Raw genomic sequence first — 12,947 nt, forward strand, 5'->3', positions numbered from 1 at the left:
GACGTGGCGGGCGGGCTGCTGCTGGCGCTCGGACTGGGGCTGCTGGTCGCCGGCGTCTACAACCCCGAGCCGCAGGAGTCGGCGCTGCCGTCGTGGGGCCCGCCCGTCCTGGCCGCGGGTGCGGTGGTCCTCGTGGTGTTCGTGCTCTGGGAGATCAAGGCGAGGACGAGGCTGTTCGACCTGTCGGGCGTGCGCCGCGGGCCTCTGCTGGCCACGCTGGGCGTGAGCCTGCTGTCCGGTGCGGCGCTGATGGTGACCCTCGTGGACGTGGTGCTGGTGGCGCAGACCGTCCTGGGCAAGGACACCACGGAGGGCGCCCTGCTGCTCACCAGGTTCCTCGTCGCGCTTCCGGTCGCGGCCGTGGCCGGGGGGATGATCGCCCGGCGGTTCGGCGAGCGGTGGCCGATGGCGGCGGGCATGGCGGTGTCGGCGGCGGGCTACCTCCTGATCGCGGCCTGGCCCGCGGACCTGGCGAACGCCTCGTACGGGCCGCTGCCGAGGATGGACACCGACCTCGTGATCACCGGGCTCGGCCTCGGGCTGGTGATCGCGCCGGTGTCGTCGGCGGTGCTGGGGTTCGTCCCGGCGGCGCGGCACGGCGTCGCCTCGGCCGCCGTCGTCGTGGCGCGGATGATGGGGATGCTCCTCGGGATCTCCGCGTTGTCGGCGTGGGGCTTCTACCGTTTCCACGCGCTGACCGCCGACCTGAAGCCGCCGCTGCCGTTCCTGATGTCGGAGGACGAGTTCGCGCGGCAGATGAAGATCTACAACGCGGCCGTGCAGGACGCGCTGCGCACCGAGTACCAGGAGATCTTCTGGATCACCGCCGGGATGTGCGTCCTCGGGGCGCTGCTCGCGCTCGCCGCCGGCGGCCGTGACGGCGGCCGGGACCGGGACGGGGAGCCCGGCGGTGACCGGAACCGGCCGACGACCCGGCATACCGGACGGGATTCCGGAAACGATTCGGCCACGGGCCACGTGCCCGCCGGCGGGCGCCGGAATATCCTGGGAGACGATGGCTGAAGGCATCTTGCCGGGAGGGCTCTCCGGGGAGGTGACACAGATGCGCAGGTCCGGCCCCGGCCGCGGATGCGGGCCGGTCACCAGGCTGCGGCGGCGGCTCGGTCTGGAACGCAACGAGCTCCGCCGCCGGGTGGACCGCGTCCAGCGGACGATCGCCCTCGGGCTGCTCGTGCTCCTGCTGGGCATCGCGCCGCCGCTGGCCGCCTGGGCGGCGTCCTGGTCCTACGACGCCGGGGTCCGCGCCGAGGAGGCCGAGCGGGCGGACCGCCGGCTGGTCGTCGCCACGGTCACCGCGACCGGCGCGAACGGCTCGTCCGGCGACCGCTACATTCACGAGACCGTCCGGGCCACCTGGCCCGTCGCGGGCGGCGAGCCGCGCGCCGGGACCCTGCCGAGCTGGAAGAACGCCAAGATCGGGGCGCAGCGGAGGATCTGGGTCGACCGCGAGGGCGACCCGACGGTCCGGCCCCGCCCGCACAGCCGCACGGTGACCGACGCCGCCTACGCGGGCGCCGCCGCCGTCCTCGGCTGCGGGCTGCCCCTCCTGCTGGTGTACGCGCTGGTCCGCCGCGGCTGCGACCGCCACCGCTACGACCTGTGGGAGGCCGACTGGGCCCGCATGGACGCCGACGCGAACCCCCGCTCCTGACCCGGCGGCGCCTACGGGGCGGTGAGCGCGCGGGCGGTCTGGACCAGGACGGCGTTGTCGGCGGCGGGGGCGCCGTCGGGGAGCGTGAGGGTGTCCTCCAGGCCGATGCGGACGTCCAGGTTCAGCCGCGCGGCGAGGCGCAGGACGGGCCATGTGCCGCCGTCCTCGCCGTGCAGGAGGATCGGGCGGCCGAGCCGCGTGCCGAGATCGTGCAGGAGCGCCTGGGCGGTGGCGGTCGCGGTCCGCGGGTCGCCGTCGGCGACCTCGGCGAGGATCCGCAGGACGTGATGGGCGTGCGGCCAGCGCAGGAAGCGGTCGGCGGCGTCGGTGCCCGAGAGGATGCCCGCCTCGACGGCGACGCCGCGCTCGAAGAGGGCCTCGGCGACCAGCTCGGCGCCCATCTCGTGGAAGTTCACCGACGCGTGGTCGGGCACGACCGTCCAGGAGCGGATCAGCGCGGCGCGCTCGCCCGGGTCGGGCGCCGTCCACGCGCCGGTGGTGACGCCCACGCCGATCGACGGGGTGGACGCGCGGACGGCGGCGACGGTCGCGGCGACGTGGAAGGAGTCCAGGGTGTCGGCGCCGGCGTCGTCCCTCGGGTGGACGTGCGCGTCCTGCGCGCCGACGTCGGTGGCGGCGCGGACCGCAGAGGCGATCTCCTCGGGTGAGACCGGAACGCCCTCGGCCCGGCTTCCGTTCGGGCAGACCTGGAGCATGCTCCGATCATCTCAGTGCGGGTCACGGCGTGATGACGCAGGGTCCGCCCCCGCACACGTCCCGTACGGTACCGGTCTTGAGGAAGACCGCCTTCTGCCTGCGGGCGTCGGCGTCGTTGCGTGGATCCGAGTGCGGGTCCCGGCCCTCGGTCGGCGGCGTGTTGGTCAGCGGCGGGTGCGGGGAGCCGCTGTCCCAGACGACCATCGCCGACCCCTCGTGGGAGGAGCCGAACGTGGGGATGCCCCAGTACGGGACCTTGTCGGGTTTGCGGCCCGGCCTGACGGCCGGAGCGTGCAGGCGGGCGCCGATCGTGCGGGCCTGCACCTCGGCGGCCACCGGCGCGACCTGGTGGTCGCCGAACGCGACGTGCATCAGGACGCGGTGCTCCGGCGTGCCCGGGAGCGGATCGTCCGTCATGTGCCAGGCGTAGCCGTTGGCCTCGCCGCGGTCCCAGAGCATCTGGATCAGCGCGATGCCGATCTGCTGGTCGAGCTTGTCCGGGTAGAACAGGTCGAGGACCTGCCCGTATTGGGGGAAGTCGGAGCTGCGGTTGAGCAGCGTGCTGTAGTTCATCGCCGGGACGCCGAGGACGGCGCGGCGGATGTCGGGGGACACGGCGGTGAGCGCGCCGCCCATGATGCCGCCCTGGCTGTTGCCGTCGAAGGTCAGCTCGGCGCGGGTGTCGATCAGGGACGCGCCCGAGTCGTCCTGGAAGGCCTGGTGACCGGCGAAGCCGCGGGTCATGGCGCGGCCGAGGAAGATGAAGTTCAGCAGGCCCTGCTGCGTGCGGTCCGCGACCGTCCGGAAGCGGGTGAGGTCGGCGAGCGCCGACACGACGTTCGGGACGTCCTCCTCCGACATGCCGATCCACCTGGTGGCGCAGAAGACGAAGCCGTGCTCGTCGGCCATGGCCTTGACGTTGCCGGCGTCGACCTCGTCCTCGCCGCCGAGCAGGCCGTGCCCGTAGAGCGCGGGGCGGGCCGGTTCCCTGAACGCCGATCTCGGGATCTCGCACTGGAACGGGACGGCCTGGGAGTTGCCCGGCAGCCGCGCCGGCTTCCCGTCCCGGCCGCGGTGCAGCGCCGATCCGGGCAGCCCGCCGTACTGGTCGAGGTAGCTCGGCGCCCACACGATCCCCTTGACCTCGCGGGCGATCCGGTCGTCGACGTCGTCGGTCACCTGCGTCACGAAGAACGACGGCGAGCGGCCGCCGAGCCTCCGGAGCGCCTCGTCGCGCATGTGGAGCACGGGCCCGGCGAGGCTCCGGCGGCTCGCGACCGTGAAGTCCCAGGCGAGGTAGAGGCCGTCGCGTCCCACCCCGTGGCGATCGAGGGCCGCGAGCACCTTCCGGGTGTCCCGCTGCCGCCGGTGGAGCGGGTCACCGGACGGCAGGGCCGGTCCGAGGATCCTGCCGAACGCGTCGTTCGGCAGGATCAGGTTCCCGGATCCGTCCCGCAGACGGCGCAGCGCGACGGCGTAGTGACGTCCCTCGCGGAGGTTCCTCGCGGGGCGGACGATCAGCGCCTCGCGGTCGGCGGGCGCGTTCGCGTCCAGTTCCGCCCAGTACGGGATGCGCTCTCCGGTCCGGGTGTCCACGATGACGATCGGGGCGTCGTCGCGGAGCGAGGAGCCGATGTCGGTGACCGGCGCCGCGCCGGTGCGGGTCAGGTCGATCCCGGGGACGCGGCTGAGCAGCATCGATCCGGGGGAGAAGCCGTCGGCGCGGTTCCACTCGTCCGGCCGTACCGGGAGGCCGGCGGCGTTCGTGAGCGTCGTGCGCAGGTGGACGCGGCGGCCCGTCGGCGTGCCGGGGTCGCGCACCGTGTACCAGTCGTTCGGGAACGGCAGCAGGCAGGCGGCCGGGTCGATGGGGTCGCAGCCCGGCCCGGCGCCGGCCGCGGCGGACGTCACCGCGGGCGGGACGGCGAGCAGCGCGAGCGACGCGACGAGCGCCGTGAAGGCCGAGGGGATGCGCTGGGGGAGACGCATCGTCCACCTCCGGAAGATCGGCGGCGTTCAACCGATCTTGAGCTCAGCGGCCGCCGAGGTCAATGGCCGTCCGGAGGCGGCCAGGACGTTTGGCGGCCGCGGTCGGCCCGTGGGACCGCAGGACGACCGGGGCTCGGAGGACGTCCTCGATCGTCTCCGCCGCGCGGCCGAGCGGCGCGTAGACGGGACGCGCCCTGAGCAGGCGGCGGGTGAGGGCGGCCTGGCGGTCCAGGTCGGGCGGTCCCGTCTCCAGGCGCCCGACCCGTTCGCCGTCCATCTCGTAGGCCAGGCAGACGCGCAGGTCTGGACGTGCCCCCGCTACGTCCAGATGTGTGACCGCCAGGCCGTCCACGCCGCCCGACACGTCCAGCGCGTAGCGGAGCGCGACGGCGTCGAGGTGGCCGACGCGGAACGCGCCCTGCCAGCGGCCGGTGCCGTTGTGCCGGTCGGGCAGGTCCGCCGTGAGCGCCGGGTCCTCGGTGACGAACGGGCCGGGGCCGTGGCGGGTCGCGTACGCGCGCAGCACCCCGAGCCGCGCCGCGGACTCGCCCGCCTCGGCAAGCAGCGTCTCGGCGTTGACGAACGTGGTCGTCGACCAGGTCGTGTACGGGTGGAAGCCGTGCCACTCGTCCAGAAGGACGCCCTGGGCGCCTTCGAACACGACGTTCCCGGTCCGGAGGAGCCCGTGCAGGTGGCTGCTGCTCACGATCTCGACCCGCTCGGCGAACGCGGTGAAGGCGTCGGCGCAGGCGCCGACGTCCGGGACTTCCCCGCCGGAAGGAAAGGTGTCCTGGTACCAGTCGCGCAGCGCCGTGAGCCGGCGCCGCAGCCGCGCGGGCGACAGGCAGTCGCCCACGCGCGGCGCCTCGTCGTGCGCCAGGGCGTACGACGCCGTCTCGCCGATGCCCATCCCGCACGACCCGTGCCGGGCCGCGCCGCGCGCCGACTCCCGCGCGCGGTTGGCGGCCCGGTGGTACGGCGTCGTCAGCAGCGCGTCCCGGTCGACGGTCAGGCGGTCGAGCGCGTCGTGCACGCCCAGCGCCCGCAGATGGTCGGCCTCGGCGGCGAGGGCCAGGGGATCGACGAGCATGGACCTCGACAGGTGCGTGCGGACGCCGGGCGTGAACGTCCCCGAGCCGAACTGCGCGAACGTGTGGTGCCGCCCGTCCGCCGCGACGACGTTGTGCGCGGCCTGCGCGCCGCCGTTGAACCGGACCACCGCGGCCACCGGGCTCGTGGTACCGGACGCCGCGGAGCACAGGTGGTCGACGACCGTGCCCTTGCCCGCGTCCCCGAAGCCGAGGTCGACGACGATCACGTGTCCCATGGGCTCAGAGACGGGTCGTCGCGGACGACCCGGCGGCGTCCAGGCCGGGAGGCGCGGACGACACCGCGACCGGCGCGCGGGACCCGTCCAGCCGGGCGAGGGCCCGCGACACCGACGCGCCCGCCCCCGAGCCCGCCTCGGCCAGGTGCTCCAGGCCCTCGTCGAGGTCGATGGCGTCCTCGGCGAGCCCGATGGTCAGCGCGATCGTCTCGCAGACCGCGTCGAGATCGTCCAGGTAGAGGACGTTCTGGCCGAGGAGCCCCCGCCAGAAGTCCGCCAGCTCGCGGCTGCCGGAGTGGTAGGCGCCCTCCGGGATGATGAAGTACACCTCGTACATGCGCTGCAGCTCGCGGACGATCTCGGCGGCCGGGACGTCCTCGTCGAGCTCGTCCCCGATGACCTTGGCGACCTCGCGCCGCTTGGTCTTCGGGTAGGCCAGCTCGTCACCGATCATGAACAGGTAGCCGCGCCTGCCCCGCTTCTCGAAGCAGTCGATCGCGGTGTGCCGGGCCATGAAGTACATGGCCAGCTCGTAGGACTCGCGCATCTGGCCTCCGCCCCCGCCTTCGAGGAGGATCTTGCCGAGGTCGTCGTCCATCCGGTTGTCGGCCTCGAACTGGCCGACCTGCAGCGGCGCCCGGTCGCAGGTCGCGTCGCCGACCGCGCCGAACATGATGTGGGGGTGCTCCACGTAGCCCTTGCGCAGCAGCAGGCCGAGCAGGTCGGGGAGCTTGGTCTGCAGCGTCCGCGGCACGTGCCCCATCGAGCCGGTCACGTCGAACAGGACGCCGATCGCGAGCGATTCGGGGTGGTCGTCGGAGTCCCGGCTCTCCCGGACGGTCACGCCGCGCGGGTCGAGGTCGGAGTGGACGGTGGTGGCGCCGCCGTCGGAGTAGGCGAACGCGCTGACGCCGTTGGCCGCCTGGTAGCTCGCCCTGGCGGCGTAGACGTCGGTGGACCAGTTTCCGCTTCCCATGGATCTTCTCCTTCAACGGTGGTCGGGCAGGTGGAACGGGCGGAAGCGCCGCCGGCCGTAGAGCTTCTCCAGCAGCTCGTCCAGGTCGGCCAGCAGGCGCCAGGCGTCGGAGGGACGCCGGTTCTGCGCGGGCAGCGTGCAGCCGCGCGCGAACGTGCGCATCGCCTTGGGCGCCTTGTCGCCCATGAGGTCGGTCATGCAGCGGGTGGCCATGAAGATGTCGGTCGCAGGGCTCGCGGGCCGCCGCCCCGGCACCTCGGGCGGGTACCGGTCCGCGTGGCGTGCGACCATCGCCGGCACACGGCCGGACGAGTCGACGTGCGCGTAGCAGCCGGGGACGGAGTAGCACCAGTCGACCAGGACCAGGCCGTGCTTCTCCGGGTGGATCATCACGTGCTCGGGAAGGATTGCGCCGTGCAGGACGCCCGCGCGGTGCGCGAAGCCCAGGCCGACCAGGAGCCGCCGCCACATCCACGCCACGTCGCGGGGGTCGACACCGTCCGGGAACGCCTTCGCCACCGTGGCCAAGGTGCGGAACCCGTCCAGCGCGGCGATCGCGTTGACCTGCCGCTGCGCACCCGTCCCGGCGTCCCGGTGCCGGAACGACTCGACCAGCCGCGGGACGTACGGCAGGAACTTCCGGTCGCCGTCCCTGGGGAGCTGGCGGAGCGCCACCGCCTCGCGTTCGAGCAGGTCGCCGTCGTGGGGGTCGCGCGGCATCTTCAGCACGACGTCACGCCCGCCGTCCCCCCGGCTCGCCCTGTACAGCTCGGCGAGGTCGCCGCCGATCGCGTCGCCGCCGAGCCGGTACGCGTGGCGGCGCGTCGTGATCAGGGCGGCGTCGTCCCGGTTGTAGGTGCGCCAGAGCTCGTTCAGCCTGATGAACGCGTCGCGGGTGCGCCCGCCGGTGGCGTCCGGGTGCAGGACCCGGGCCAGCCGCCGGTACCGCCGAGCCGCCCCGGCCTCGTCGTCGCCGAACAGGTCCGCGGGGACGCGCGCCCGGTCGAGCCGCGCCAGTGCCTCGCGCAGTCCGTCACCGCTCGGCTCTGCCTCTTGTGGGGGGCCGACCCCCACCCCCCGGTTCGCTTCGCTCATCTGATCTCCTCCTCCCTGCCGGGCCGCAGCAGCGCGGGATGCAGGAGGCGGGCGTCGCCGGCCCGGTAGAGCTTGGGGCGGGGGCCGCCGCGCCGGCCGCCGCGGTCGGACGTGGCGCCCGTGCTCTCCACGAACCCGGGGACCGACAGCACCTTCCGGTGGAAGTTGCCGGCGTGCAGTTCCTCGCCCCACACCGCCTCGTAGACCGCGCGCAGTTCGGGGATGGTGAACTCGCCTCCGCAGAAGGCCGTGGCGAGCGGGGTGTACTCCAGCTTTCCGCGCGCCCGCTCCAGGCCGTCCGACAGGATCCGCGCGTGGTCGAACGCCAGGCGGCGGGTGGTGCCCGGACGCTGGTCGCCGGACTCGGCCAGGCCGAGCGCGCCCACCGGGACCCACGCCGCGTCGGCGGCGTCGCCACCGGCCTCGGGGTCGGGCAGCTCCGGCGCGAACGCCAGGTGGGCGACGGAGATGACGCGCATGCGCGGGTCGCGGCCGGGGGAGCCGTAGGTCCCGAGCTGCTCCAGATGGACGCGGCCGAGGACGCCGCCCTTGGCGCTGAGCCCGGTCTCCTCGGCCAGCTCCCGGACGGCCGCGTCGGGCAGGTCCTCGGCGTCGGTGCCCTGAAGCGGCCCGCCCGCCTGGACGAATCCGCCGGGCAGCGCCCACATTCCCGCGTAGGGGGCGCCTCCGCGCCGCACCAGCAGCACGTGGAGCGCGCCGTCGCGGATGGTGAGGGCCACGACGTCGACGGTCACGGCGACCGGGTCGTAGTCGCGCGGGTCGTAGTTCGCGAGGAACTCGGTCTCGTCGCGCTTCGGGTCCGGGGTCATCCGCGCCGCTCCTGTAGATCTCATGCTGAGTAAGTCTCAGGGTGAGTTTGTCTCGATATGAGGTTAACTTAACCCGGGGCGGCGGCCGTTGTCCAGACCCGTTTCCGGACACGAGCGAGGGCGCCGCCCCGGGAGGGGAGCGGCGCCCTTGGGAAGACGGGCCTCAGCGGCGGTGGCGCCCGCCCGGTGGCGGTTCCTGGTGCTCCCCGCCCTGGGGGCGCCGCCCCTCGTGCGGCTCCGGGCCGTAGGGCTCCGGGTCGTACGCGTCCGAACCGTGAGGAGGTGTGCCGTAGGGGCCGTACGGGTCGCCGGCGGGGGCGGGCTCGGCGGCGAACTGCCCGCCCGGCTGCCGCCCGGCCGAGTACCGGCCCGTCGGATACGGGCTCTCCGGGTTCACCGGCCCGGGACGCGCGTCGACCGTCCAGGGGCCCGTCCCGTACGGCCCGGGAGGAGGCGGGCCGCCGGGGGGACCGCCCCCCGGCGGCGGGGCGGTCAGCCGCGCCGCGACCGGCCGCTCGGGCGGCGGCTCGTCCAGCAGCGCCTTCATCTGGCTCTTGCGGCGCCCGTAGACCAGGTAGAGCAGCAGGCCGGCGACCATCCAGATCGCGAAGTAGCCCCACGTCTGGACCTTGAGGTTCACCATCAGCCAGCCGACCGCGAACATCGTCAGCATGGCGGTGAGCGGCGCCGCGGGCACCCGGAACGGCCGGTGCAGGTCGGGCTGGGACTGGCGCATCACCAGCACGGCGGCCGGGACGAACAGGAACGTGAACAGCGTCCCCATCACCACGAGCTGCTCCAGCGTGAGCACGTCGATCGTCTGCGACGTCACGACCGCCGCGCCGCCCGCCAGCAGCGTGGCGCGGGACGGCACCCGGTAGCGGCTCATGGACGCCAGCGGGCGCGGCAGCAGCCCGTCGCGCGACATCGAGAAGATCACCCGGGTCAGGCTGATCAGCACGACCAGGATGACGGTCGTCAGGGCGAGCACCACGCCCACGTCGACGACCTTGCCCATCGCGCCCGCGCCGACCGAGTCGAACGCCGCGGCGATCAGCAGCTTGTCCGGATCGAGGCCGGCGAACCCGTCCATGCCGACCATGCCGACCAGCGCGACCGCCACGGCCGCGTACAGCACGACGGCGGTGAGCAGGGCGGTGAGGATGCCCCGCGGCACCTTGCGGGGCGCGTCCTCGGTCTCCTCGGAGGCGGTCGCGATGAGGTCGAACCCGATGTAGGCGAAGGCGATGGCGGGCGCGGCAGCGATCAGGCCCCAGACCCCGAACACCTCGGGGGTGCCGCCGCCGGCCAGGCCGAGCAGGGCGTCCAGCACCGTGTGGTCGCCCTCGGGCGCCGGCCGCGCCGGCGGCAGGAACGGGGTGAGGTTGCCGGGGCTGAAGAACCTCAGCCCGGTGGCGATGACCAGCCCGATCACGATGACCTTGGCCATCACCATGAACCACAGCGTCTTCAGGCTCATCCTGCTGCCGGTGGCCAGCATCAGCACGACGAGCAGCAGGATGAGGAGGGCGAAGAGGTCGGGGCCCTTCTGCTGCCCGACCAGGTCGCCGAGCCACCCCGGGATCGGCACGCTGAAGCCGTTCAGCGCCTGCGTCGCGTACAGCGACCAGACCCGGGCCAGCACCGACGCCGCCAGCAGCAGCTCCAGCACCAGCGCCCAGCCGACGATCCACGCCCACACCTCGCCGAACGCGACATAGCTGAACGAGTAGGAGCTGCCCGCCACCGGGATGATCGAGGAGAGCTCGGCGTAGGCGAGCGCGACCAGCAGGCACACGCCCCCGGCGATCAGGAAGGAGACGAGCACGCCGGGACCGGCGGTCGCGGCCGCCTGCTCACCGGCGATCTTGAATATGCCGGAGCCGATCATCACGCCGAGGCCGAGCACGACGAGGTCCCGGGTGCGGTAGACCACGCGGAGCCGGTGCCTGCCGCCGTAGAGCCTTCCGGTCGCCCGCTCCACCGGCAGGCGCCGGAACATGTTGTTGCGCATGCGCATGTCCCACGTCACTGGTCATCTCCCCCCGGACATGGGCCGGGGGCGCCGAACCCGCGCCGCTGATCGCGAGATGGTTTGCCGAAGTCCCCAAGAATTCACCAGGTGGCACCATAATCGCAACGTTCCGGCGTGGATCGGTGGCCCCGATCTGTTGGCGGAAAGTGGCGAACCTCCTGGTGGCGGCCCGGTGGCGACGTGGAGCAGTGCTTTACTCACGCTGGGCGCACGCCGATTCGGTCTCCGAAAGGGAACGCTCCCGCCGAATGCCCCGGGTTTTTAATACAGAAAGCGCTTTACGATCTTTGTTGCTGGCGTCGGACGAAGATCGGTGACACCGTGGGGACGCCGCGTTCTTCAGGAGGTCCGGTGTCCCGCTCCCCATCACCACGCCGCACGGCGGTCGTGGCGCTCGCCACCGCCGCGTCCCTGACCGTCCCCGCCGTCCCCGCCGCCGCCGCGCCCGCCGCCGGGGACGGGCGCCCGCCGGGCAGGCAGCCGGTCGCGACCGGCTACGGCGGCGCGGTCTCGACGGTCGACCCGTACGCCAGCCGGACCGCCCTGGAGGTGCTCCGGCGCGGCGGCAACGCGATGGACGCGGCCGTCGCGGCCGGGGCCACCCTCGGCGTCACCGAGCCCTACGTGGCGGCGATCGGCGGCGGGGGCTACCTCACCTACTACGACGCGAAGACGCGCCGCGTGCACGCGCTCGACGGCCGTGAGACCGCGCCGGAGCGTATGGGGGAGGACGCCTTCATCGACCCCGCCACCGGGGAGCCGCTCCCGTTCGACCAGGCCGTCACCAGCGGGCTCGGCGTCGGCGTGCCCGGCACGCTCGCGCAGTGGGACCTCGCCCTGCGCCGGTTCGGCACCCGCGACCTCGGCCGCCTGCTGCGCCCGGCGATCGGGGTCGCCGACCGGGGGTTCGTGGTGGACCAGGAGTTCCACGACCAGACGGCGGTGAACGCCGAGCGCTTCCGCGACATCGTCCCCACCCGCGAGCTGTTCCTGCCGGGCGGGCGGGTCCCCGCCGTCGGCTCCGTCTTCCGCAACCCCGACCTCGCCCGCACCTACCGCGAGCTGGCCAGGCGCGGCACGGACTGGTTCTACGAGGGGCGGCTCGGCCGGGAGATCGCGCGGACCGTCGCCGACCCGCCGGTGGATCCGGACGCGACCCGCGACGTCCGTCCCGGCCTGATGGAGCCGGGCGACCTGGACGCCTACCGCGCCCTGGTGCGCAAGCCCACGCGTGTCTCCTACCGGGGGACGGACGTGTACGGCATGCCGCCGTCCTCGTCCGGCGGCACGACGGTGGGGGAGGCGCTCAACATTCTGGGCAACTTCCGGCTCGACCGGCGCGACCCGGCCACGGCCCTGCACTACTTCCTGGAGGCGTCCAAGCTCGCCTACGCCGACCGGGGCCGCTACCTGGGCGACGCCGACAAGGTGGACGTCCCCGTCGCCGAACTGCTGTCGCCCGGGTTCGCCCGCGAGCGCGCCTGCCTGATCAAGCCGGACCGGGCCGCCGCCGCGCCCGTCCCCGCCGGCTCGCCCGACGGCGACTACGGCGGGTGCCCCCCGCCCGGGACCCGGACCGGGCTGTTGGCGCCCGAGGGCCCGCAGACCACCCATCTCGTCGTCGCGGACAAATGGGGCAACGTCGTCTCCTACACGCTCTCGATCGAGCAGTTCGGCGGCAGCGGCATCACCGTCCCCGGACGCGGCTTCCTGCTCAACAACCAGCTGACCGACTTTTCGTTCGAGCCGCCGGAGCCGGGGCAGGCGCCCGACCCGAACCTCCCGGGCCCGCACAAGCGCCCGCGCAGCAGCATGTCCCCGACGCTCGTGCTCCAGGACGGGAGCCCGAAACTGGCCCTCGGAACGCCCGGCGGATCGACCATCATCACGACCGTCCTGCAGATCCTGATGAACCGCATCGACCTCGGCATGGACCTGCCGGCCGCGCTCAACGCCCCGCGCGCGACGCAGCGCAACACCCCGCAGGTGTTCGCCGAGCGGCCCTTCATCGGCGCCCACGGCCGGGACCTGGCCGCGCGGGGGCACCGGCTGGAGGTCTTCCCCGGCCCGCCGGAAGGCGTGATCGGCGCCGCGACGGGCCTGGAGATCCTGCGGCCCGGGCTCGTGCAGGCGGTGGCGGAGCCGGTGCGGCGGGGCGGCGGCAGCGCGCTTGTCGTCCGTCCGGCCAGGCGATGACCATGGACGGCCCGGTGCCTCGTGGGGGGACGACCCCCCACACCCCCCCGGAACAGCCCGGTTCCCTGTGGGGCTGTCTCTTATAACACATCTTACGCTGCCGACGAACC

General features: G+C 73.8%; 10 protein-coding genes. 3 read left to right on the top strand and 7 right to left on the bottom strand.

Annotated features, from left to right (window positions below; genetic code table 11):
* Together E1281_RS29635 and E1281_RS29640 are read left to right on the top strand one after the other, a co-directional pair.
* Nucleotides 1–1,023 (top strand): MFS transporter (locus E1281_RS29635; protein ID WP_131883015.1); only part of this gene is annotated, 1,023 nt, incomplete at its 5' end.
* Nucleotides 1,016–1,672, top strand: coding sequence for a hypothetical protein (locus tag E1281_RS29640; RefSeq protein ID WP_131883016.1), 657 nt, complete (start codon nucleotides 1,016–1,018; stop codon nucleotides 1,670–1,672). The genes E1281_RS29635 and E1281_RS29640, both read left to right, overlap by 8 nt.
* Before the next feature lie 11 nt (nucleotides 1,673–1,683).
* Here E1281_RS29640 and E1281_RS29645 read toward each other — a convergent pair whose 3' ends face one another.
* The 7 genes from E1281_RS29645 to E1281_RS29675 all read right to left on the bottom strand — a co-directional run bounded on the left by E1281_RS29645 (nucleotide 1,684) and on the right by E1281_RS29675 (nucleotide 10,638).
* On the bottom strand, nucleotides 1,684–2,388 hold the full coding sequence (locus E1281_RS29645; protein WP_131883017.1) for a 3-keto-5-aminohexanoate cleavage protein: 705 nt from the start codon (nucleotides 2,386–2,388) through the stop codon (nucleotides 1,684–1,686).
* 22 nt (nucleotides 2,389–2,410) lie between these two features.
* On the bottom strand, nucleotides 2,411–4,378 hold the full coding sequence (locus tag E1281_RS29650; RefSeq protein ID WP_131883018.1) for a hypothetical protein: 1,968 nt from the start codon (nucleotides 4,376–4,378) through the stop codon (nucleotides 2,411–2,413).
* Between the two features lie 43 nt (nucleotides 4,379–4,421).
* Entirely contained in the window at nucleotides 4,422–5,705 is a 1,284-nt protein-coding gene (locus E1281_RS29655; RefSeq protein ID WP_131883019.1) for an adenylosuccinate synthetase, read from the bottom strand.
* 4 nt (nucleotides 5,706–5,709) lie between these two features.
* Nucleotides 5,710–6,681 carry a hypothetical protein gene (locus E1281_RS29660; RefSeq protein WP_131883020.1) on the bottom strand — a complete coding sequence of 324 codons (972 nt, stop codon included), beginning with the start codon at nucleotides 6,679–6,681 and terminating at the stop codon, nucleotides 5,710–5,712.
* 12 nt (nucleotides 6,682–6,693) lie between these two features.
* Nucleotides 6,694–7,776, bottom strand: coding sequence for a molecular chaperone DnaJ (locus E1281_RS29665; protein WP_243717540.1), 1,083 nt, complete (start codon nucleotides 7,774–7,776; stop codon nucleotides 6,694–6,696).
* On the bottom strand, nucleotides 7,773–8,606 hold the full coding sequence (locus tag E1281_RS29670; RefSeq protein WP_131883021.1) for an NUDIX hydrolase: 834 nt from the start codon (nucleotides 8,604–8,606) through the stop codon (nucleotides 7,773–7,775). Before E1281_RS29670 ends, E1281_RS29665 begins: the two co-directional genes overlap by 4 nt.
* A gap of 163 nt (nucleotides 8,607–8,769) precedes the next feature.
* Complete coding sequence (locus E1281_RS29675) at nucleotides 8,770–10,638, bottom strand: amino acid permease (RefSeq protein WP_243717542.1); 1,869 nt, start codon at nucleotides 10,636–10,638, stop codon at nucleotides 8,770–8,772.
* Between the two features lie 354 nt (nucleotides 10,639–10,992).
* Between E1281_RS29675 and ggt the strand changes: the two genes are divergently transcribed.
* Entirely contained in the window at nucleotides 10,993–12,837 is a 1,845-nt protein-coding gene (gene ggt / locus E1281_RS29680; protein WP_243717544.1) for a gamma-glutamyltransferase, read from the top strand.
* The last annotated feature ends 110 nt before the right edge of the window (nucleotides 12,838–12,947 follow it).

The sequence above is a fragment of the Actinomadura sp. KC345 genome (assembly GCF_004348515.1).
Classification (GTDB): domain Bacteria; phylum Actinomycetota; class Actinomycetes; order Streptosporangiales; family Streptosporangiaceae; genus Spirillospora.

Bases quoted from the DNA above. Each gene is read 5' to 3' on its own strand.
- E1281_RS29665 (WP_243717540.1), bottom strand. From the start codon at position 7,776: ATGAGCGAAGCGAACCGGGGGGTGGGGGTCGGCCCCCCACAAGAGGCA.
- E1281_RS29655 (WP_131883019.1), bottom strand. From the start codon at position 5,705: ATGGGACACGTGATCGTCGTCGACCTCGGCTTCGGGGACGCGGGCAAG.
- E1281_RS29660 (WP_131883020.1), bottom strand. From the start codon at position 6,681: ATGGGAAGCGGAAACTGGTCCACCGACGTCTACGCCGCCAGGGCGAGC.
- E1281_RS29640 (WP_131883016.1), top strand. From the start codon at position 1,016: ATGGCTGAAGGCATCTTGCCGGGAGGGCTCTCCGGGGAGGTGACACAG.
- E1281_RS29670 (WP_131883021.1), bottom strand. From the start codon at position 8,606: ATGACCCCGGACCCGAAGCGCGACGAGACCGAGTTCCTCGCGAACTAC.
- E1281_RS29645 (WP_131883017.1), bottom strand. From the start codon at position 2,388: ATGCTCCAGGTCTGCCCGAACGGAAGCCGGGCCGAGGGCGTTCCGGTC.
- E1281_RS29650 (WP_131883018.1), bottom strand. From the start codon at position 4,378: ATGCGTCTCCCCCAGCGCATCCCCTCGGCCTTCACGGCGCTCGTCGCG.